The organism is Cellulomonas sp. T2.31MG-18, assembly GCF_964266755.1.
GTDB lineage: Bacteria > Actinomycetota > Actinomycetes > Actinomycetales > Cellulomonadaceae > Cellulomonas.
On the sequence record NZ_CAXWGW010000002.1, the window covers coordinates 699,152 to 720,758 of the forward strand.

18 protein-coding genes are annotated in these 21,607 nt (G+C 74.3%); 13 read left to right on the forward strand and 5 right to left on the reverse strand.

Annotated features, from left to right (window positions below; translation table 11 throughout):
* Position 1: 1 nt before the first annotated feature.
* The 8 genes from ACFQTY_RS11105 to ACFQTY_RS11140 all read left to right on the forward strand — a co-directional run bounded on the left by ACFQTY_RS11105 (position 2) and on the right by ACFQTY_RS11140 (position 9,032).
* The gene (locus ACFQTY_RS11105; protein WP_378100339.1) at positions 2-1,069 is read left to right on the forward strand and encodes a Gfo/Idh/MocA family protein; all 1,068 of its coding nucleotides are present in this window, start codon (positions 2-4) and stop codon (positions 1,067-1,069) included.
* Positions 1,066-2,067: an NAD-dependent epimerase/dehydratase family protein gene (locus ACFQTY_RS11110; RefSeq protein ID WP_378100341.1), complete on the forward strand. Its 1,002-nt coding sequence runs from the start codon at positions 1,066-1,068 to the stop codon at positions 2,065-2,067. The genes ACFQTY_RS11105 and ACFQTY_RS11110 overlap by 4 nt, the downstream gene beginning before the upstream one ends.
* Positions 2,067-3,203, forward strand: coding sequence for a DegT/DnrJ/EryC1/StrS family aminotransferase (locus ACFQTY_RS11115; protein ID WP_378100343.1), 1,137 nt, complete (start codon positions 2,067-2,069; stop codon positions 3,201-3,203). The genes ACFQTY_RS11110 and ACFQTY_RS11115 overlap by 1 nt, the downstream gene beginning before the upstream one ends.
* Positions 3,200-3,937, forward strand: coding sequence for a NeuD/PglB/VioB family sugar acetyltransferase (locus ACFQTY_RS11120; protein ID WP_378100345.1), 738 nt, complete (start codon positions 3,200-3,202; stop codon positions 3,935-3,937). Before ACFQTY_RS11115 ends, ACFQTY_RS11120 begins: the two co-directional genes overlap by 4 nt.
* Positions 3,934-5,049 (forward strand): DegT/DnrJ/EryC1/StrS family aminotransferase, encoded by a 1,116-nt coding sequence (locus ACFQTY_RS11125; protein ID WP_378100347.1) that lies wholly within the window; start codon positions 3,934-3,936, stop codon positions 5,047-5,049. The genes ACFQTY_RS11120 and ACFQTY_RS11125 overlap by 4 nt, the downstream gene beginning before the upstream one ends.
* A gap of 76 nt (positions 5,050-5,125) precedes the next feature.
* Complete coding sequence (locus ACFQTY_RS11130; RefSeq protein ID WP_378100349.1) at positions 5,126-6,343, forward strand: glycosyltransferase family 4 protein; 1,218 nt, start codon at positions 5,126-5,128, stop codon at positions 6,341-6,343.
* Complete coding sequence (locus tag ACFQTY_RS11135; protein WP_378100351.1) at positions 6,340-7,905, forward strand: lipopolysaccharide biosynthesis protein; 1,566 nt, start codon at positions 6,340-6,342, stop codon at positions 7,903-7,905. The genes ACFQTY_RS11130 and ACFQTY_RS11135 overlap by 4 nt, the downstream gene beginning before the upstream one ends.
* Entirely contained in the window at positions 7,902-9,032 is a 1,131-nt protein-coding gene (locus tag ACFQTY_RS11140) for a glycosyltransferase family 2 protein (protein WP_378100353.1), read from the forward strand. The genes ACFQTY_RS11135 and ACFQTY_RS11140 overlap by 4 nt, the downstream gene beginning before the upstream one ends.
* 54 nt (positions 9,033-9,086) lie before the next feature.
* On the opposite strand, the gene ACFQTY_RS11145 is transcribed toward ACFQTY_RS11140, so the two are convergent.
* From ACFQTY_RS11145 to ACFQTY_RS11155, 3 genes are all read right to left on the reverse strand, one after another.
* Positions 9,087-10,130, reverse strand: a complete 1,044-nt coding sequence (locus tag ACFQTY_RS11145) for a glycosyltransferase (protein ID WP_378100354.1) — start codon at positions 10,128-10,130, stop codon at positions 9,087-9,089.
* Positions 10,131-10,215: 85 nt separating this feature from the next.
* A complete protein-coding gene (locus tag ACFQTY_RS11150; protein WP_378100356.1) occupies positions 10,216-11,628 on the reverse strand; it encodes an O-antigen ligase family protein in 1,413 nt (470 codons plus the stop codon).
* Complete coding sequence (locus tag ACFQTY_RS11155; RefSeq protein ID WP_291763397.1) at positions 11,603-12,337, reverse strand: hypothetical protein; 735 nt, start codon at positions 12,335-12,337, stop codon at positions 11,603-11,605. Before ACFQTY_RS11155 ends, ACFQTY_RS11150 begins: the two co-directional genes overlap by 26 nt.
* A gap of 108 nt (positions 12,338-12,445) precedes the next feature.
* On the opposite strand from ACFQTY_RS11155, the gene ACFQTY_RS11160 reads away from it, so the two are divergent.
* From ACFQTY_RS11160 to ACFQTY_RS11170, 3 genes are all read left to right on the forward strand, one after another.
* The gene (locus ACFQTY_RS11160; protein WP_378100358.1) at positions 12,446-13,105 is read left to right on the forward strand and encodes a hypothetical protein; all 660 of its coding nucleotides are present in this window, start codon (positions 12,446-12,448) and stop codon (positions 13,103-13,105) included.
* Between the two features lie 245 nt (positions 13,106-13,350).
* Positions 13,351-14,916: a DUF4082 domain-containing protein gene (locus tag ACFQTY_RS11165; protein ID WP_378100360.1), complete on the forward strand. Its 1,566-nt coding sequence runs from the start codon at positions 13,351-13,353 to the stop codon at positions 14,914-14,916.
* A 333-nt stretch (positions 14,917-15,249) separates the two neighbouring features.
* Positions 15,250-17,055: a hypothetical protein gene (locus ACFQTY_RS11170; protein ID WP_378100362.1), complete on the forward strand. Its 1,806-nt coding sequence runs from the start codon at positions 15,250-15,252 to the stop codon at positions 17,053-17,055.
* A 6-nt stretch (positions 17,056-17,061) separates the two neighbouring features.
* Here ACFQTY_RS11170 and ACFQTY_RS11175 read toward each other — a convergent pair whose 3' ends face one another.
* Positions 17,062-17,808: a polysaccharide deacetylase family protein gene (locus ACFQTY_RS11175; protein ID WP_378100364.1), complete on the reverse strand. Its 747-nt coding sequence runs from the start codon at positions 17,806-17,808 to the stop codon at positions 17,062-17,064.
* Between the two features lie 124 nt (positions 17,809-17,932).
* Here ACFQTY_RS11175 and ACFQTY_RS11180 point away from each other — a divergent pair, with 124 nt between their 5' ends.
* Both ACFQTY_RS11180 and ACFQTY_RS11185 read left to right on the forward strand, forming a co-directional pair.
* Positions 17,933-19,114, forward strand: a complete 1,182-nt coding sequence (locus ACFQTY_RS11180) for a glycosyltransferase family 4 protein (protein WP_378100366.1) — start codon at positions 17,933-17,935, stop codon at positions 19,112-19,114.
* A 95-nt stretch (positions 19,115-19,209) separates the two neighbouring features.
* Complete coding sequence (locus ACFQTY_RS11185) at positions 19,210-20,571, forward strand: glycosyltransferase family 4 protein (RefSeq protein ID WP_378100368.1); 1,362 nt, start codon at positions 19,210-19,212, stop codon at positions 20,569-20,571.
* Here the strand turns inward: ACFQTY_RS11185 and ACFQTY_RS11190 are convergent.
* The gene (locus tag ACFQTY_RS11190; protein WP_378100370.1) at positions 20,534-21,559 is read right to left on the reverse strand and encodes a hypothetical protein; all 1,026 of its coding nucleotides are present in this window, start codon (positions 21,557-21,559) and stop codon (positions 20,534-20,536) included. The genes ACFQTY_RS11185 and ACFQTY_RS11190 overlap by 38 nt on opposite strands.
* Between the last annotated feature and the right edge of the window lie 48 nt (positions 21,560-21,607).

The following is a 21,607-nucleotide window of genomic DNA, read 5'->3' on the forward strand; positions in this document are numbered from 1 at the left end:
CATGACCGACCAGTTGCGCGCCGCCGTGATCGGCGCCGGCTACTGGGGCCCCAACCTGGCCCGCAACTTCCGCACCAGCCCCGACTGGGACCTGGTGGCCGTGTGCGACCTGGACGAGAGCCGTGCCCGCCGCGTCGTCGGGGCCCGTTCGACGGTCGAGGTGATGACGTCCGTGGAGGACCTGCTCGCCCGCGACGACATCGACGCCGTGGCGGTGGCGACACCCGCTCGCACGCACGCAGCACTGGTCACCGCGGCCCTGCGCGCCGGCAAGCACGTCGTCGTGGAGAAGCCGATCGCCGACGGCGGCGCGGCCGCACGGCAGATGCGGGCCCTGGCGGCCGAGGTGGACCGCGTCCTGATGGTCGACCACACGTTCTGCTACACGGCGCCGGTGCTGAAGATCCGCGAGCTGATCGCCGACGGCGCGCTCGGCGACATCCACTACGTCGACTCGGTGCGCATCAACCTCGGTCTGGTGCAGCCCGACGTGGACGTGTTCTGGGACCTCGCGCCGCACGACCTGTCGATCCTCGACTTCATCCTCCCCGGTGGCCTGGTGCCGACCGGCGTGGCGGCGCAGGGCGCCGACCCGCTCGGTGTCGGCCAGGCCTGCGTCGGCTACCTGACGCTGCCGCTGCCGGACGGCGCCATCGCGCACGTGCACGTCAACTGGCTCAGCCCCACCAAGATCCGGCAGGTGGTGATCGGCGGCAGCAAGCGCACGATCGTGTGGGACGACCTGCAGCCCCAGCAGCGGGTGACGGTGTACGACCGCGGGATCGACCTGGTCGCGGGCGCCGACGCGGCGCAGAAGCAGGCCGTGAACATCTCCTACCGGCTCGGCGACGCCTGGGCCCCCGCGCTGCCCGAGCGGGAGGCGCTCGGCGTGATGGTCGGCGAGCTCGCGGCGGCCATCCGTGATGGGCGCCCACCACGTACCGACGCGAGCGCCGGGATCCGGGTCCTGGACGTGCTCGAGGCGGCCTCGCTCTCGCTCACCGACGGCGGTCGGCTGACCCAGCTCCGTGACACCGTCGCGCTGCCGATGGCGGGGGTGCGCGCATGACCGCCCTCTCCGGAGCGCGCGTCCTGGTGACGGGCGGCGCGGGGACCATCGGCTCGACGATCGTCGACCAGGTGCTCGACGCGGGCGCCGCGCACGTCGTCGTGCTGGACAACCTGGTGCGTGGCCGCCGGGAGAACCTGGCCGACGCGATGGCCGGCGGCAAGGTGGAGCTGGTCGTCGGGGACCTGCGGGACCGCGACCTGGTGCACGACGTGACGGCGGGCCAGGACCTGGTGTTCCACCAGGCCGCCATCCGCATCACGCAGTGCGCCGAGGACCCGCGGCTGGCGCTCGAGGTGCTGGTCGACGGCACCTTCACCGTGCTCGAGGCCGCCGTGGCAGCCAAGGTCGACAAGGTCGTCGCCGCCTCGAGCGCGTCCGTGTACGGGCTGGCGGAGGAGTTCCCGACCACCGAGCGGCACCACCACCACAACAACGACACGTTCTACGGTGCGGCGAAGTCGTTCAACGAGGGGATGCTGCGCAGCTTCCGGGCGATGTACGGCCTGGACTACGTGGTGCTGCGCTACTTCAACGTGTACGGGCCGCGGATGGACGTGCACGGGCTGTACACCGAGGTGCTGGTGCGGTGGATGGAGCGGATCGCCGACGGCAAGCCGCCGCTGATCTTCGGTGACGGGAAGCAGACGATGGACTTCGTCTTCACCCGCGACATCGCCCGCGCGAACCTGCTGGCGGCCGCCAGCGACGTGCGGGACGGGACGTACAACATCGCGAGCGGCACGGAGACGAGCCTCCTCGAGCTGGCGCAGGCGCTGCTGCGCGCCATGGACTCCGACCTCGAGGTGGAGCACGGCCCGGAGCGGGCGGTCAACGGGGTGACCCGGCGGCTCGCGGACACCACCGCCGCGCGCGTCGACCTCGGGTTCGAGGCGACCGTCGGGCTGGAGGACGGGCTGCGGGAGCTGGTGGAGTGGTGGCGCCCGCAGCGCGAGCAGATCGCGGCGGGCCGCGCGCTGAGCGGGGCGGGTGCCTGATGTCGCGGATCAACGTGATGCAGCCCTGGCTGGGCCCCGAGGAGATCGCCGCGGTCACCGAGGTGATCTCCTCCGGCTGGGTGGCGCAGGGCCCGCGGGTCGCCGCCTTCGAGCAGGCGTTCGCGCAGGCGATGGACGTGCCGCACGCCGTCGCGACCTCGTCCTGCACCACCGCGCTGCACCTGGCGCTGGTCGTCGCCGGCGTGCAGGCGGGCGACGAGGTGGTGGTGCCGTCGTTCTCCTTCATCGCCACCACGAACGCCCCGACGTACGTCGGGGCCCGGCCGGTGTTCGCCGACGTGGACCCGGTCACCGGCAACCTGACCGCCGAGACGGTGGCCGCCGTGCTGACCGACCGCACCCGCGCCGTCGTGGTGGTGGACCAGGGTGGCGTCCCGGTGGACCTGGACGCGATCCGGGCCGTCACCGACCCGCGCGGGATCGTCGTCGTGGAGGACGCGGCGTGCGGTGCCGGCTCGACGTACCGCGGGCGCCCCGTCGGTGCCGGCGCGGACGTGGCGGCGTGGTCCTTCCACCCGCGCAAGATCGTCACCACGGGCGAGGGCGGCATGCTGACAACCCCGCACCAGGAGTGGGCCGCGCGGGCACGCCGCCTGCGGGAGCACGCCATGAGCGTCTCCGCGGCGGCCCGGCACGCCAGCGTGCTCGCCCCGCCCGAGGAGTACCTCGAGGTCGGCTACAACTACCGGATGACGGACCTGCAGGCCGCGGTCGGGATCGTCCAGCTGGGCAAGCTGCCGCAGGTGGTGGCGCGCCGCCGGGAGATCGCCGCGACGTACGCCAAGCACATCGCCGAGATCCCCGGGCTCCGCGCGGTGGCCGACCCCGCCTGGGGGACGTGCAACTTCCAGTCGTTCTGGGTCGAGGTGGGATCGGAGTACCCGCTCGACCGTGAGGGGCTGCTCGCGCACCTGGCCGACCAGGAGATCTCCGCACGGCGCGGGATCATGGCGTCGCACCGTCAACCCGCGTACGCCGCGACGGACCACGTGCCCCTGCCGGTGACCGAGCACCTGACCGACACCACGCTGATCCTGCCGGTGTTCCACCAGATGTCGGAGTCGGAGCAGCACCGCGTGGTCGACGCGCTCCGCAGCGCCGGGCAGTCCGCATGAGCGGCACGCCCCTGGTCCTGGTCACCACCTCCGGCCTGGCGCGGGAGGTCCTCGCGCTGCTCCGGATGCACCCGATGTACCAGGTGGTCGGCTTCGTGGACGACGACCCGGTCCGGCAGGGCACCACGGTCGACTGCGTCCCCGTCCTCGGGCCGGTGGAGGCGCTCCGGGACCGGCCCGACGTCCAGGTGCTGGTGTGCGCCGGCCGCGGGTCGGTCCGCGAGGCCCTGGTGGGCCGGCTCGAGCAGCTCGGCGTCGACGAGCAGCGGTACGCCACCGTGGTCCACCCCGGGGTGGAGGTGCCACCCGGCTGCAGCGTCGGCGCCGGCAGCATCCTGCTGGCGGGCACGGTGCTCACCGCCGCGGTGACCGTGGGTCGGCACGTCGCGGTGATGCCGCACGTGACGCTGACCCACGACGACGTGGTGGAGGACTACGCCACGGTGTGCGCCGGCGTGCACCTGGCCGGCCGCGTCCGCGTCGGCCGCGCGGCGTATCTCGGCACCGGTTCCACGGTCCGCGAGGACGTGCAGGTCGGTGCGGGCGCGACCCTCGGCATGGGTGCGGCGCTGGTCGACGACCTGCCGGCGGGGCAGACGTGGGCGGGTGTGCCGGCCCGTCACCTCGCCGCCGCCGTGCGGGCACCCCGGCACGGCGTGAGCGCACGGGTCGAGACGACGGACGACGCGGGGCCGGCGACGGTCCCGGACGAGCAGAGAGCAGGCGCAGCATGAGCATCCCCTTCGTCGACCTGTTGGCCCAGCACGCCGAGGTGGCCGACGAGGTCCGAGCCGGCCTCGACGAGGTGTTCGCCGCCACGGCGTTCGTGGGCGGCCCTGCGGTCAGCGCCTTCGAGGCGGACTACGCCGCCTACGTCGGCGCGGCGCACTGCATCGGCGTCGCCAACGGCACCGACGCGCTCGAGCTGGCGCTGCGGGCCGTGGGCGTACGCCCTGGTGGCGAGGTGATCGTCCCGGCCAACACGTTCATCGCGACGGCGGAGGCCGCCTCGCGCATCGGTGCCGTGCCGGTGCCGGTGGACGTCGACCCCGTGCACCTGCTGATGGACCCGGCGGCGGTCCGGGCCGCCGTGGGTCCGCGCACGGAGGCGATCGTCCCGGTGCACCTGTTCGGCCAGGTGGCGCCCGTCGAGGAGCTCGGCAAGATCGCCGCCGACGCGGGTGTCCCGCTGATCGAGGACGCCGCCCAGGCGCAGGGTGCCCGCCGCAACGGCCGCTCGGCCGGCACGTTCGGGCTCGCGGCCGGCACCAGCTTCTACCCGGGCAAGAACCTCGGTGCCGCCGGTGACGGTGGGGCGGTCACGACGTCCGACGCCCAGGTCGCCCGGTCGGTCCGCGTCATCGCGGCGCACGGTTCGGCGCACAAGTACGACCACGAGGTGATCGGCTTCAACTCCCGTCTCGACACGGTGCAGGCCGTCGTGCTCGCTGCGAAGCTCCGTCGCCTCGAGGCGTGGAACGCCGCCCGCCGGGCCGCCGCGGCCCGCTACGCCGCGCTGCTCGACGGTCTCGACGCGGTGCAGCTGCCGACGACGGCCGAGGGGAACGAGGACATCTGGCACCTGTACGTGGTGCAGGTGGAGGAGCGCGACCGGGTCCTGGCCGAGCTGTCGGCGGCGGGCATCGGGGTCGGCATCCACTACCCGACGCCGGTGCACCTGACGGCCGCCTACGCAGACCTGGGCCACGGCCGCGGTGCCTTCCCGGTGGCCGAGGCGGCGGCGGACCGCATCCTGTCCCTGCCGATGTTCCCCCACCTCACCTCCGGGCAGCAGGAGCAGGTGGTGGAGCAGCTCGCCAGGTCCGTGGCCCGGACGGCTCCGTGACGACGCCGCAGCCCGAGCGGCCGGGGGTGCGCAGCCGAACCCGGCGGCACGAGGCTGCCGACGCACGGAGGCCGCGATGAGGGTCCTCGTGTGCCCCGCGATGATGGAGATCGGCGGCAGCCAGCTCAACGCGATCGAGCTGGCGGCCGCGGTCCGCGATCTCGGTCACGAGGTGGTCGTGTACGGACCGCCCGGCGTGCTCGTCGAGCGCGTGCTGGCGTCCGGCCTCGAGCACGTCGTCGCGCCGCGTGAGAACGCGTGGCCCACCCGCGCCGGCACCGCCGCGCTGCGCAGGCTCGTCCGGGACCGCGCGATCGACGTCGTCCACGCGTACGAGTGGGGCCCTGCGGTCGACGCGGCGCTGGGCCCGCACCTGGTGGCTGGCGTGCCGCTGGTCGTGACGGTGCTGTCGATGTCGGTCCCCGACGTCGTGCCTCGCGAGGTGCCGCTGGTCGTCGGGACCGCCGACCTCGTCGCCGGCTCCGCGGGACGTCGCGGCCCCACGCTCCTGATGGAGCCGCCGATCGACACGCGCCGCAACGCGCCGGGGGCGGAGGCGCAGGCGCGCGCCGCCCTGGGCCTGCAGCCCGACGACGTGGTGCTGGCGGTGGTCGGCAGGCTGGTGGACGACCTGGGCAAGCTGCCGGGGGTGCTCGACGCGATCGCCGTGGTGGACCAGCTGGCCGACCGAGGGGTGCGCCTGGTCGTCGCCGGCGGCGGTCCGGGGCTCGCGGCGGTCCGTCAGGCGGCCGAGGAGGTCAACGACCGCCGGGGCCGCCGCGTGGTCGTGGTCACCGGCCCGCTGCTGGACCCTCGTGACGCGTACGCCGCCGCGGACGTGGTCCTCGGCATGGGCAGCTCGGCGCTGAAGGGCATGGCCTTCGGCAAGCCCCTGGTGGTCCAGGGTGCCGAGGGCTTCTGGCGGCGGCTGGACCCGACGACGGTCGACGAGTTCCTCGCCCAGGGCTGGTGGGGCGTCGGCGGCCGAGGCCGGTCCGACCTGCTGGACGCCCTCCAGCCGCTGCTCGACGACGACGGGCTGCGCGCACGGCTCGGGGCGGAGGGTCGGGCCTTGGTCCAGGAGCGCTTCAGCCTCGAGCGCGCGAGTCGCTGGCTGGTGGACCTCTACGAGCGCGCGGTCGACGAGCAGCCGACGACAACGCGGCGCATCGCGGACGTCGTCGCCACCGCCGGACGGGTCGCGCGGCTGAAGCTCGCGCTCGCCCGCGACGGTCTGGGCCAGCGGCCTGCCGCCGAGGACGCCGGGAGCACGGCTGCGCAGGTGGTCGCATGACGGGCACCGCAGCGGCTGGAGCCCTCGGAGCGCACGTGCGCCGCGGGCTGGCGTGGAGCGCGCTGAGCACCGTCACGCTGCGGGTCGGCGGGTTCCTGGTCGGCATCGTGCTGGCCCGGGTGCTCGGACCGTCGGAGTTCGGCGTGTACGCCGTCGCGCTGACCGTCCAGGCGGTGCTGGTGACCCTCGCCGACCTGGGGCTGAGCGCGGACCTGATCCGGTCCCACGAGCCGGAGCGGCTCGCGCCGACGGTCGGCCTGCTCTCGCTGGTCGCGGGCGGCGTGCTGACCGCCGGCATGGTGGCGACGGCCCCGCTCGTGGCGACCGCGATGGGCAGCCCCCAGTCGGCGCCCGTCGTCGCGGTGCTGTCCACGACGCTCCTGCTGGCAGGCGCCGGGGTGGTGCCGTACGCCGCGCTGCAGCGGGCCTTCGAGCAGAAGAAGATCTTCTCCATCGCCGTCGTCGACTTCGTCGTCGGCACCGCCGTCACGCTCGGGCTGCTCGCCGCCGGCTGGGGCGCGATGGCTCTGGCCATCGGTCGCGTGGCGGCGCAGCTGGTGACGCTGGTGCTGCAGTTCGCGCTGACCCGGACGCGGCCGCGGTTCGGGCTCGACCGTGCGGTGCTCCGGCCGACGCTGCTGTTCGGCCTGCCCGTCGCGGGGGCCAACCTGCTGTCCTGGGCGCTGCTCAACGTGGACAACGTCGTGGTCGCCCGGCTGCTCGGCTCCACCGCGCTCGGGTTCTACGTGCTCGCCTTCAACATCTCGAACTGGCCGATGTCCGCGATCGGGCAGGTGGTGCGGTCGGTCGCCCTGCCGGCGTTCGCGGTCCAGGGCCGCGCGCGCACCGACCACGGTCGGCCGGGGGGGGACGACCTCTCGCCGGCCGCCGGGCTGGCCGCCGCGGCGGCGCTCCCGGCCGGGGTGCTGCTCGCCGCCCTGGCGACCCCCGTCGTCCGCGTGGTCTACGGCGACGTGTGGCGACCCTCGGTGCCGGTGCTCGCCGCGCTGGGGCTCTTCGGCGCGATGCGCGTGCTGTTCGACCTGTTCGCGTCGTACCTGCTCGCGAGGGGTCGGTCCCGCGCGGTGCTGCTGGTGCAGGTGGTGTGGTTCGTCGCCCTGGTCGTCGGCGTGGTGGTCGGCGCACGCGGCTGGGGCATCGCCGGGGCCGGTTGGGCGCACCTGGTGGTCGCCCTGGTCGTGGTGCTGCCCGCCTACGTGTGGGCGCTGCGTGGCGCCGGTGTGCCGTGGCGGCCGCTCGGCCGCGCGCTCGTCCGTCCCGCGTCGACGTCGGCGCTCGCCGGTGCGGCGGCCGGTGGTCTCGCCCACGTGGTGTCGCCCCCCGCGGTGTCCCTGGTGGTCGGCTGCGTCGTGGGCGGCGCGGTGTACGCGGCGCTCACCCTCCGGTGGTTCCGCGGCGCCGTCGCGGGCCTGCGCGGCGGAACCTCGGACGTCGAGCCGGACCCGGCGTCCGAGGTGGCGGCACCCGTCGAGGCGGACCCCGTCACGCCGGGCCGCACCGTGGCCGGCGCGGCACTCGGTGCGACCGGGGTGGCGCCGTGACCGCCGATCGCAGCACCCTCGCGCGCACCCGCTCGGGGAGGGTCCTGCACATCGTGCCGGTGGCGCTGCGCAGACGTCCGCACGTCGCCGTCGTGGTCCCGTGCTTCAACTACGGCCGGTTCCTGCCCGCGGCGGTCGGCAGCGTGCTGGCCCAGCCGGGGGTGGACGTCAGCGTGGTGGTGGTCGACGACGCGTCGACGGACGACAGCCTCGAGGTGGCGCGCTCGCTGGCCGCGGCCGACCCGCGGGTGCAGGTGATCGCGCACGAGTCCAACCGCGGCCCGGTCGAGACGTTCAACGACGGTCTGGCGGCCGCGCGCGGCGACTACCTGGTCCGCCTCGACGCCGACGACCTGCTCACGCCCGGTTCGCTGGCACGCGCGGTGGCCGTCGGAGAGGCGTTGCCCGACGTCGGCCTGGTGTACGGGCACCCGGTGCACTTCCACGGCGACCCACCGGCGCCGCGCCGAGGTCGGGACCGGGCCAGCGGGTGGACGGTGTGGCCGGGCACCCAGTGGCTCGCGGACCGCTGCGCCGACGGCACCAACGTGATCACCTCGCCCGAGGTGGTGATGCGCATGTCGGTGGTCGAGCGCGTCGGTGGCCAGCAGCCGCTCGCGCACACGCACGACATGGAGATGTGGTTCCGGATCGCGGCGTTCGCCGACGTCGCGTACGTGCGGGGCTGCGACCAGGCGCTGCACCGCGAGCACGCGGACAGCCTCTCCGCGCGGAAGGTGGACGACGTCAAGGACCTCGAGCAGCGTCTCGAGGCGTTCGAGGTGCTGTTCGCCGGCGTCGTCGGGGAGGTTCCGGGCGCCGCCGTGCTCCGCAGCACCGCGCTGCGCGCCGTCGCCCTGCGGGCTCTCGAGATCGCCTCGCACCGCCTGGACCGGGGCCGCGCGTCGGAGTCGGTGACCCAGGGACTGGCCGCGGTCGCGCTCCGCGCATGGCCCGAGGTCGTCGGGCAGCCTGCCTGGGTGCGGCTCCAGCGCCGGCTGCAGGCGCCGGGTGGCTGGTCGCCCCGGCGTCCCGCTGCCGTGCTCGCCTCCGCGGCGTCGCGCATGGAGGCCGAGCGCGCCGTCTGGCGCTGGCAGCGGCACGGCGTGTACGGCGGCACGCGCTGACCGATCCGTCCGCCCGGTGCGCGCCACGCGGCGGCCGGTGTCGTGGCGCCGACGTCAGCCCAGGATCGTCCGGAACGCCGTGCCCAGGTCCTCGCGCAGCCCCTCGTCGGAGTACCGGCCGAGGATGGCCTGCGACGCCTGCCGGCCGAGCCGGCGTCGCTCCGCCTCCGGCAGCTCCGTCGCGGCGAGCGTCGCCTCGACCAGCTCCAGCGTGCCGGTCACCGGGCGGCACAGCTGCGGGTCGAAGAACTCGTCGCCGCCACCGCCGGTGTAGCCCACCACATAGCAGCCGCTGGCCATCGCTTCCGCCGGGGGCAGCCCGAACCCCTCCAGCTCGGAGAAGCTGACGAACACCGAACAGCGGCGCATCAGGTCCGCGATCGCCCGTTCGCTCAGCCCGGAGGCGGCCACCGTGGTCCAGCCCGGCCGGCGGCTGGCCATCACGTGCTCGAGCAGCTGCGCCTCACGCCGCCGGTGGGCACGCACGTAGCCGAGCACCGGCTCCCGAGCACCGTCCGGTCCGGGGTGGAACACGGCACCGTCGACCACGGGCCGGCACAGGTGCACCGGCAGCTGCGGGAACGCCAGCTCCAGGAACCGCCGGTTGTCCTCCGACACCGTCATCAGCCCGACCAGCGACGGCAGACCGGCGTACGGCGCACCGGGACCCGCGGTCGCCGGCAGCTCGTCGTACGTCCGGTAGGCGTTCTGGTTGAACACCACCACGCGCACGTCCGCCGGGAGCGCGTGCAGCCCGATCCCGTAGTACTCGGGCACGACCAGGACGTCCTGCGGTGAGAGCACCAGGTCACGGGGGTAGACGATCCGCGTGTCGTTGTCGAACCAGGTGCACCGGAACCCCTCGCGTGCGTGCAGCACAGCGGCGGGGATGCCCATGGCGTTGAGGGTGTCGACGTGCCGGTAGAGCACCCGGACGCCGCCGCTGGGGCTGTCGAGGTGCGGGGTCAGGTAGTACGCGGTCGGCGGTCCCACGGGCCGGCCCACCCGGAGCTGGGGCAGCTGGCGTGGCCGCAGGTGCCGGACGCCCGAGGTCGCGAGCCGCGCCGAATCGGCGAGGCGGTCACGCAGACCGCTCACGGCGCACCGGTGACGAGGTCCCGGTGGCTCGCCGGACGTGCGCGGGCTGCGCGGGCTCGGCGGGGCACGCGGCCACAGTAACCACTCAGGTCCGGCCGGCCGGGAGGGGTCCGGGAAGATCACCCGCGCCCGGCGCCGGTGCAGCAGCGACCGCCGTCGGGTCCGGACGTGCGCCGGCCTGCGTGGTCAGTCGCGACAGGGCCGCCACCAGACCGAGGAACAGGAAGAGGCAGCCGGCGACCTGTGGGAAGCCCAGCGCGTCGAACGTCGCGGCGGCCGCGGCGGCGGAGGCCAGGCCTGCCACGAGGCTGACGGCCAGGCTGCGATCGGCCACCGACGGGAGGCGCCGGCCCATCCGCACCGCGACCACGGCCGCGGTGACCAGCAGGGCGAGGAACGTGGCCAGGCCCACCAGTCCGGTCTCGACGACCGTGCCGAGGTACTGGTTGTCGAGGATGTGGTACCGCGGCAGGAAGGTGCCGAAGCCCCGTCCGAACAGCGGGTCGAGGCCCACGTACTGCAGCGCGATCCCGTAGGAGTCCACCCGCGACAGGGCGCTGTTGTCCGAGGAGATGCCGGTGAACAGCCGCGTCATCGTGCCGAGCAGGCCCGGCACCGCGACGTACACGGCACCGAAGCCGCCGACCAGCGCCACGTAGGCCCAGCGGCGCCGCTCCTTGGGCCACGTCGGCAGCACCACGACCAGGACGAGGGCCAGCCCGAGGATGGCGGAGCGCGAGAGGGTGACGGGGATCGCCGCACCGATGGCCACGACGGGGAACCAGCGACGGACCGGTCCGCGCCGCCGGTCGTTCAGGGCCAGGTGCAGGGCGAGCGGCAGCACCATCGTCAGGAGGACGCCGAACTCGATCGGGTGCGTCGAGGTGCCCGCCGCACGGGAGAAGCCGTTCCGCGCGAACACCCCCGTCACGGCGCTGTTCTGCGTGAGGCCGGGGATGACGATCCGGTCGACGAAGGCCGTGCCGGTGGTGAACTGGAGCAGCCCCACCAGTGCACCGACCGCCGTACCGGCGACGACCACCCGGAGCACGTCGTCGAGCCGCTCCCTGCTGGTGATGCCGTCGCCGGCGACCAGCAGGATCCCCGCCCACGACAGGACGACGAGCATGCCGCGGTCCGCGGCGCTGAGCTCGACCCCCTCGATCGGTCGGGTCACGGCGACGATGTACGACACCAGGGTCGCGAACCAGAACACGCCCATCGCGAGCTGGACGGGCCGCCGGGTGCGGACCTGCGGCAGGCGGGCGAGGAAGTGGCTCGCCGCCCACCAGAAGGCACCGGCCATCCCGAGCACCTGCGCCGGGCTGCCGGCGGAGCCCAGCGGTGCGAGCACCAGCTTGGCGGGCAGCACGAGCAGCAGCACCGCCCACAGCCGCAGGAGGCTCGCGGCGTCCGGGCGGCGGGCGCCGAGGTCGACCACGTCCGGCGTGGGCTCGAACGGCGTCGAGAGGTCAGCGCCGCGCGCCGTGCGGTTCATGCGAGTCGGTCGGCACGGTCTCGTGGGGCACGGTCTCGTGGGTCGGCTGGGCCTGGTCGGGGACAGCCGGTCGCGGTGCGGGCGGGGTGCCCGGGCGACGGCGCGGCCGCCGTGCGCGACGCCCGATCAGCGTGTCGACGACCCGCACGACGAGCACCGTCCCGGCCAGCCCGACGACGGCGACGGCGACCATCGCGCGGGTCTGGCTCTTGGTGTCGCGCGTCGGGGCGGCGACCCGGGCGACCTCGGTGATCCGGATCGCGAGCGAGTCCTGCACACCGACGTCCTTCTGGAGCTGAGCCAGCCGGACGGGAGCCTCCCGCACCACGGCATCGAGCAGGTCCATCGCTGCCTGCGGGGTCGCCGCCGACGCGTCGACGACGAGCAGCGGGCCGCTGGCGTCGGTGTCGCGCGCGACGGTGTACTTCGAGGACCCGCCGGCGGGGGCGTGCTGGTCGTGGAACGTGCCGCTGTTGAGTGCACGGACCAGGACGTCGGCCGCCGGGTTCAGACCGCCGATGCCGAGGAAGGGGTTGGCGGGGGCGTCCGTCGTGGTCTGCGGCGGGATGAGCACCAGCGACGACTGGGCGGTGTACTGCACCGCGACGGCGAGCGTGGTGCCGTAGGCCATGGCCCCGGTCGCGAGGAGCCCCAGCAGGACCAGCCACCATCGCCGGCGGAGCTGGGCGAGGATCTCGCTGAACTCCATCCGGGATGCTCCTCGTCGCGACGGTCCGCTCGGCTCGGACGTTGTCACAATGCTCTCATCCGACGAACTGGGCGCCGGATCGTGACGAGGTGAATTGGTGGAGATGCGGTGAGCCTGCACCGGACGGTGGTCCGCGCCGCGCGGTCGCCCGTCGCGGCGACGATCCTGCTGCTCGGGACCGGTGCCGCGGCGTGGAACGCCTGGGAGCAGCCGTCGGCCACGGTGGTCGGCGAGGTCCGCGTCGTCCTCCTGCCGCCGGACCACGCGCTGCCCAACGCCCTCGCGGAGACCACGACCTCCCTGATCAGCCTGGCGGGGGTCGTCGCGCGCGGCGTCGAGGGGTTCGAGGGGCCGCAGACGGTGGACTCGGACGTCACGCTGGCCAGCCAGGGCGTGCGGCTGGGCTACAGCGTGCGTCAGCCCAGCCTCGGCGGTCAGTGGGAGACCTCCTTCCAGGACCCGGTGGTGGACGTGCAGGCGGTGGGCCCGACCCAGGAGGTCGCGGCGACGCAGCTCGGGCTGGGACTCGCCCACGTGGGCTCGGAGCTGACGAAGATCCAGGATCGCGAGTCGGTCCCGGCGGATCAGCGGGTGCGCGTGCGGCTGAGCCCGGCCGACCCCGTGTACACCGTCCAGAAGGGCAGCCGCACGCGAGCCCTCGGGGCGACGGTCCTGGCCGGCGCCGTCGCGCTCGGGACGTGGTGGCGGCTGCGGCGGTCCACGGGTGCGCCTCGCCCGCGCCGGCCCGCCGAGACCGACCTGACCTGACCGCCCCGACCTGACGGCCCTGACCTGACCGCCCTGACCTGACGGCCCTGACCTCACGGCCCTGACCTGACCGCGCCCCCTGACCCGGCCGCCCCCTGACCCGGCAGGCCGGCGGCCGGTCCATGATCCGGGATGTCGGGATCGTGGGGGTTCCGCCGGGATCCGTCGGATGGTGCACTGGGTGGCGCCGGGACGTCCGGCGACGGGATCCAGGTCCCGTGCTGCACTGCGACGGAGGTCGGCCCGTGACGCTGCCGCCCCGCGGTCTGCCGCGACGGTTCGTCCCGGGTGCGCGCGCGACGCGGTGGCTGCGACGCGGCGCGGTGGCCGTCGTGGCGGTGGTTCTCGCTGCGGTCCTGCTCGTGGCCGACCGCCCGGCGCCCGCGGCGGCGGAGTCGATGTGGGGCGATGCAGCGCCGCCCGGGGTGCGGGTCGCCGTCGACCCGCTCGCCGTGAACGTCGGGACCGCGTTCCGTCCGACGGTCTCAGGAGTCGTCGTCGGGCTGCGCTACTGGAGCGCCGCAGCCGCGTCGGCCGGACCCGACGGCGGCCTGTGGGACGCCGCGGGGCAGCTCCTGGCCGGCGCACGGTTCGGACCGGCGAGCGCCGCGGGGTGGCAGACCGTCATGCTGGCCCACCCGGTGCGCCTGAGCGCAGGTGCGGCGTACGTCGTCTCCTACCACGTGACCTCCGGCCGCTACCCCGTGACCGAGGGGTTCCTGGGCGGCTCCCGGTCGCCGCTGCTGCAGGTGGACCCGGGCGCGTCGGGCGTCTACGGCTACGGCGGCGACGACGTGTTCCCGACGCAGAGCTGGCGGCAGTCGCAGTACTGGGTGGATGTCGTCTTCCGTGGCGACCCCGGAGCCAGTCCGGAGGTGCTGCCGGCAGCGTCACCCACGACGACGCTCTCCGAGGTCCCGGCTCCGGAGCCGCCGACGCCGTCGGCCAGCGCTGCCACGACACCCACGCCGACGCCGTCCGCGGCGCCGAGCACGCCGGCGCCGACGCCGCGCCCCAGCCCCCGCGCGGGCGCGGCGGCCCCGCCGGCGAAGGCGCCACCTGCGGCTCCCGCACCGGCCGCGCCGCTGCCGCCCGCCTCCGCCAAACCGGGGGCCGGCAACACCGGTGTGCCCGCCGGGACGGTGCTCTCGCCGGCCGACGGGTTGACGGTCACGACGCCGAACCAGGTGCTCAGCGGGCTGGACATCCACGGCGGCGTGGTGATCCAGGCGCCGGGGGTGGTGATCCGGGCGTCGCGGATCACCGGCACCGACACCAACGGGGTGCTGGTGCAGTCGGGCAGCGTCACGGTCGTCGACAGCGAGATCTCGGGCTTCGAGAACGCCATCGCGGGCGACGACTGGACGGCGCAGCGCGTGAACATCCACTCGGTGACCGGTGACGGCGTCAAGCTCGGCAGCCGCGTGACGCTGCGGGCCAGCTGGATCCACGACCTGACGCCGGCGCCCGGCGCCCACGCCGACGGCGCGCAGATGCAGGACGGTGTGAGCAACCTCCTGGTGGCGGGCAACACGATCGAGCCCGGTGACCCCGCGAACTCCGCGATCTTCCTCGCGCCGGACCTCGGTCCGAGCACCGACGGACCGGTGACGATCACCGGGAACTGGCTGGACTACGGCGGTTACGCGCTGTTCTGCCTCGACGGTGCCAACGGTCGCTACGTGGTCCGGAACATCACGATCAGCGACAACCGCTTCGGGGCCAACTCCGGCTACGGGGAGTTCCGGATCACCGTCCCCGTCACCTTCACCGGGAACGTCGACGCGGCGGGGCGGCCGCTCACCCTCTGAGGCGGGTCGGACCGATCGTGGCACCGATCGTGGCGCGCGACTGTGACCTGCAGGTCTGTCGCGTGGACGGGACCTTGGTCGCGGCCTGGGAGCCGGTGGCGGGGTGAATCGAGCGGTGGGACCGCTCGTACCAGGTATTTGTTCGCCGCGGTGGCGAATTTGGGCCAGCCCCTGTGTGATCTACGACACATTTGGCCGGACGGTCTGTCCGGTTACGTCGTGAACGTCCTCTGCCCCATATCACAGACAGATCACGGAGGCGTTGGACCAAAGGGGTGAATTGCTTTCCTTACAGTGACACGAACGGGTGAACCCACCCGACCGTGTCGCGCGGTGCCAGCGACGTCGACCGACCTCGACGTCACGACCGAAGGACAGCTCTTCCCCATGTACTCACTTCGCAGCGTCACGCGAGCCGTGCACCGTCGCACGGCTCGTGCCGTCCGGACCCCCCGCGCCCGCCGCCTCACCTCGGCACCGAGCCGCGCCGTCGCACAGGCTGCCGCCGCGACCGCGCTCGCAGTCGTCGGCGCCGGGACCCTCGGCGCGGCCCAGCTCGCCTCGGCGGCGCCCGCCACCGCCACGAGCACCACCATGAGCGTGCTGGCGACCAGCGCTCGCACCACCACCAGCCCGTCGTCCGCGATCGCCGCGGCGGCCGTGTCGCCGTCGGCGGCGTCGCAGCTGGTGCTGCTGGTGGCGGCCGACGGGCCGAGCGCAGGCACCCAGTCGGTCTCCTCCGTCTCCGGCTGCGGCCTGACGTGGTCGCTCGTCCGCCGCGCCAACGGCACGCAGGGCACCTCCGAGGTGTGGTCGGCGGCCGCCCCGACGGCGCTCACCTCGTGCGCCCCGTCGGCCAAGCTGGCGCAGACCGGCTACCTCGGCGCCGCCTCCCTGTACGCCGTCTCCGGCGGGACCGTGACGGCCTCGGCCGGGACCTCAGCCCGGTCCGGCGCCGCCGCGACCACCGTGAACGCCCCTGCGGGTGCGCTGGTGCTGGCGGTCGGGAACGACTGGAACGCCGCCGCGCAGCGGACGGCCCTGGCGAACGAGGCACTGACCGCGCAGTACCTCGCGTCCGTCGGTGACACCTACTGGTTCCAGAAGACCACGCCGTCGACGACCGGCTCCCTGGTCGTCGGCACCAGCGCTCCGGCCAGCTCGAGCTGGTCGTACGCGGCGGTGGCCCTGACCCCGTCCACGGCCCCGACGGCCACGCCGACGGCGACCGCCACGGCGACGCCGACCGCGTCCGCCACGCCGACCGCGACCCCCACGCCGACGGCCACGGCAACGCCCACCCCGACCGCGACGGCCAGCCCGTCGCCGACGGCGACCGCCACGCCCACCCCGACCGCCACGGCGACGCCGACCGCGAGCCCCTCGCCGACGGCGACCAGCACCCCGGTGAGCACGTCGACCGCGATGCCCGGCGCCACCAACACCGGCGTCCCGGCCGGGACCGTCCTGACCCCGTCGGGCTCCATCCACGCCACCACGGCCGGTCAGGTGATCAGCAACCTCGACATCACCGGCGGCGTGACGGTGGACGCGCCGAACGTCGTCATCCAGAACAGCCGGATCCACGGCTCCGGCTCCGGTGACGGCGTCCGGGTCCTGTCCGGCAGCGTCACGGTGCAGGACAGCGAGATCTACGGGTTCGAGAACGCCATCGGCTACGACCACTGGACGGGCCTGCGCCTGAACATCCACGGCGACACCGGCGACGGGGTCAAGCTCGGGTCGAGCACCACGCTGCAGGACAGCTGGATCCACGACCTGACGCCGGCGGCCGGGGCGCACTCCGACGGCGGCCAGATGCAGTCCGGTGTGACCAACCTGGTCGTGCGCCACAACACGATCGACATGACGTCGACCAACGGGGCGAACTCCGCCCTGTTCCTGGCCCCTGACCTCGGCCCCAGCACCGCTGGACCGGTCCTGGTCGAGAACAACTACCTCGCGGGCGGCGGGTTCACCCTGTACGTGGTCGACGGTGCCAACGGGACGTACTACGTCGGCAACATCACGGTGCGGAACAACGTGTTCGGCGGCTCCGGGTACGGACCGGACAACGTGAACGTCCCGGTGACCTGGTACGGCAACACGCTGGTCAACGGCACGGTGGTGAACCCCTGACCCCGGTCAGCGGAACCAGGCGGTCCGTCTCGGCCCACCGCGGCTGAGCTCACCGACCGTCACAGCAGTCATGCCGCGCTCGTCGGCCTCCGTCAGCAGGAGGTCGACGAGCGCGGCTCTGTCGAACCGGGTGTGCACGGGCTCCCCGTCGGGTCCCGGCTCCAGCCGTTCGTGCAGCAGCAGCACGCCGCCCGGCGTCAGGCCGGCGGCGGCGCGTGCCAGGACCACGTCGGCGGGGTCGTCCTCCCAGTCGGCCGCGTCGGCCGACCAGACGACCACGTCGAGCCCGGCGCGCCGGGCGGCGGCCCAGCTCGCCGGTGACTGCAGCCCGTACGGAGGCCGGTACCAGCGCACCGTCGTGCCGGCGACCGCCTCGAGCCGGCGTCGCGCATCGCGCAGGTACCTCAGCGCACCGCGGTGGCCCATCCGCGGCAGCGGCCGGTGGTCGAGGCCGTGCAGCGCGATCTCGTGGCCGGCGTCGCGCACCGCGCGGACCAGCTCCGGGTGGCGCTCGGCCTGGTCGACGAGCAAGAAGAACGTGCAGCGCACACCGTGCCGTGCCAGGACGGCCAGCAGCTGGGGCGTCACGGTGCCGTCCGGTCCGTCGTCGAAGGTGACCGCGACCTGGTGGGCGTCGTGCCCGCCGTTCACCGATCCGAACGGACGCAGCGCGGCGTCGGCCGTCCGTCGCAGGGCCCGACGTCCCCGCGGGCCCAGGGCGGCCAGGGGGCCGGGCAGCGCGCGAGGGCTCATGGTGCGGCCTCCTCCGTCGGTATCGACCCGCCCGACCGGCGGTCCGACCTGCATCTTCGCACCGGGCCGCCGCTGACCGGCGGCGGACCGTCCTCTACCCTGGCGCTGCGCGAAGGGAGCCACCGTGGCGGAGGACGGGACAGGAGCGGAGCGGTCGCCGATCCGCATCGGCTTCGCCTGCCACTGGACCCAGCCGCCGCAGCAGAGCTGGTCCGGCACGCCGTGGCACCTGCGGGCAGCTCTGCAGCAGGTGGCGGACGTGCAGGACCTGCCGCTCGAGCTGGCACCGCCGCTGCGTCAGGTGGCGCGCGTCCTCGGGGCTCGGCGCACGCCGCACGGGTGGACGTCCACCTGGCGGCACGGTGCGCTGAGCCGGGTGGCGATCCGGCGGCAGCTGCGCACCGCCACGGAACGGCAGCACCCCGACCTGGTGCTGCAGATCCAGGACCTCGGCGTGACCTCGACCCCGTTCGCCGTGCTGCAGGACCTCAGCTACGGCCTGCTGCTCGACGCCTACGGCCCGGACGGGGTGCCGCACTTCCGCGCCCTCGGCAGGCGGCGGATCGACCGGCTGCGCCGGGCGCAGGACCGCGTCTACGCCCAGGCGGCGCTGCTGCTGCCGATGAGCGAGTGGCTCGCCGCGCACCTGCGGTCCCAGGGTGTCCCCGGCGACCGGGTCCGGGTGGTCAACCCCGGCGCCAACGCGGCGGTCGCCGTGGGCACCCCGGTACCGGTCCGGCGGGTCGGCACCGCGCGCCGGCTGCTCTTCGTCGGCCGGGACTTCGACACCAAGGGCGGGGCGCAGGTGGTGGCGGCCCATCAGCTGCTGCGTCGCGAGCTCGGGCCCGACGTCACGCTGACGGTGGCCGGCCCGGCGCAGTGGCCGCTGCGCTCGCCCGTGCCGGACGGCGTGACGTTCCTCGGCCGGGTCCCCGGTGCGCAGGTCGGCCAGCTCATGGACACGCACGACCTGTTCGTTATGCCGTCGCGGATGGAGGGCTTCGGCATCGCCTTCGTCGAGGCGCTCACGCGCGGCCTGCCGTGCATCGGCCGGGACGCCTGCGCGATGCCGGAGATCATCGGGCACGACGACGGGGGGCGCCTGGTCCGCTCGGAGGACCCGGGCGAGCTGGCCGCGCTGGTCGCGGAGGCGCTCGCGGACGACGCCCTGTACGCGGCGTGCGCCGCGGCGGCCGACCGGCGGCGGCGGCACTTCAGCTGGGAGCGCGCGGCCTCCGAGGTGGTCGCCGCTGCGGAGGAGAGCCTGCGCGTCCGTCCGGGTGAAGGTGCCGCCGCAGCCGGGTGACATCCGTTTGATCCGGTTTGCGCCGGATCTGTCCGGCGATACCGTGCCGAGAGCGACCGCACACGGTCCACCGTCGACCCGGAGGTGCCGCCGTCATGGCCGTCCCGCGCACGAAGGTCCTGATCATCGTGCAGAACCTGCCCGTCCCGCTGGACCGGCGGGTGTGGCTCGAGTGCCGGGCGCTGACCAGGGCGGGGTACCAGGTCTCGGTGATCTGCCCACGCGGTCCGGGCGACCCCGCGCGCCAGACGATCGACGGCGTCGCGATCTACAAGTACCGGCCCGCGCCGGAGGCGAAGGGGCTGCTCGGCTTCGTCGTCGAGTTCGCGTACTCGTGGCTGCGGACCGCGGCGCTCTCCCTGACCGTGCGGCGGGAGCGCGGCTTCGACGTGATCCAGGCGTGCAACCCGCCGGACACCTACTGGCTGCTCGCCCGGCTCTGGCGGCTGCGAGGCGTGCGGTTCCTGTTCGACCACCACGACCTGAACCCCGAGCTGTTCGTGTCCCGCTTCGGCGAGCCGGCCGGCGCGAAGGCTCGCACCGAGCTGGCAGGGCTGCGCTGGCTCGAACGTCGCACCTTCCGGGCGGCCGACCGCGTGGTGTCCACCAACGAGTCCTACCGGCACGTCGCGCTCACCCGTGGCGGCGTGCCGAGGGACCGCACGACGGTGGTCCGCTCCGGTCCGGACACCCGCGTGATGCGACCCGTGCACGGCACCGACCACCTCGCGCGCGGCGGCCACCTGCTGGTCTACCTCGGCATCATGGGCCCGCAGGACGACGTCGACCTGGTGCTGCGCGTGATGGACGAGCTGGTGCACCGGCGCGGCCGCACCGACGTGCGGGCGGCGCTGCTCGGGTTCGGCGACTGCCTGGCCGACCTGCGGGCGCTCAGCCACCAGCTGGAGCTGGACGACGTCGTCGAGTTCACCGGCCGCGTCGGTCCGGACAAGATCGCCGCCTACCTGTCGGCCGCCAGCGTGGGCCTCTGCCCCGACCGCAACACGCCGCTGAACAACCGGTCGACGATGAACAAGACCATGGAGTACATGGCGTTCGCCGTCCCGCCGGTCAGCTTCGACCTGGTGGAGACGCGGGTGTCGGCGCAGGACACGGCCCTGTACGTGCCGTCCGGCGACGTGTCGGCGTTCGCCGATGCCGTCGAGCGGCTGCTGGACGACCCCGACCTGCGCGTCGACCTCTCGCTGCGCGCCCGCGACCGGGTGGTCGCGGAGCTCGACTGGTCCCCGCAGGCGACCGCGTACGTCCACACGTTCGACTCGCTGACCGGGCACGCGTCGGGTCCGGGGCCGTTCGTCGACCCTTCTCCGCAGGTGCCGGCCGACGCCGTCGACCTGGACCGCCTGGAGGAGTTCGTCCGGGCGCGCGGCGGTGCGGCGGCCGGGCCGGACGACCAGGTCAGCGCACCACTGCCGGCGACCACGCCCCGGGGATGAACACCTTCGGCTTCGCACCCGGGGTCGAGATGTCCAGCGACCAGACGTCGGTGGTGCCGGGCTCGTCCGCCCGCGCCATGCCGTACAGGATCGTCGTGTCGTCGAGCCACTCGATCTGGTCGTCGCAGCCCGCCGTCACGTCGTAGAGCGTCTCGCTCCCGGTGGCCAGCGTGAGCACGGCGTACGCCCACACCTTCTGGCCGGCGTCGGTGCGCACCACCTTCTTGTAGGCGAGGTGCGCGCGGTCCGGGGAGATCGACGGGCACTCGCCGCCGCTGCGGAACGCGGTCAACGTCCGTGCCGACACGCTGCCCTTCAGCAGCCAGGTGGCGTTGGCGGACTGCGAGGCGCCCGTCGCGTAGAAGGTGTCGTCGTCGACGAACGACACGCCCCAGAAGTTGCGGTCGGACGCCGTGTAGGGCTTCCCGTCCACGGTGAGGGCGTAGTCCTCGAGGCTGCCGAGGTCCGTGCCGTCGGCCTTGTGGATCTCGGTCTCGGTGGAGAAGCCGACCTGCGCGTACGAGTGGCCGGTGACGAACGCCGTGGTCGCGACCAGGCTGCCGTCGGGGGAGATCCGCGACCGGCTCGGGATGCCGGGCAGCGGCCAGGTCGCGGTGGTGCGCCACGACGAGTCGAGGACGTCGGTCTCGTACCGCGTGGCGACACCCCGGACGATGCGCAGGCACGACGTGGTGGTGCCGACGGTGTAGAGCCGGTCGCACGCGGCGTCGGCGAAGGCGCGCGGTCCGGCGGGGGCCGCCAGCGGGACCACCGCCACCTGCCCGTACTGGGGGCCGGGAAGCGTGGAGCGGAAGACGACGTGCGGCGTGGCCAGGGCCGAGGCGAGGTCCGTGCTCGCCACCGAGGGCGCGGACGCCACCTGGTGACGCTGGCTGCCGGCCGCCCGGACCACGTACCAGCCGACGCCCGCGGTGACCACCAGCACCACGGCCACGAGAGCCACGAGCCGCGGCGTCGGTCGTCTCACGGGCGGTCACTCCTCGGTCCTCGGCGGCTGCCACGAGCGCCGCAGCGG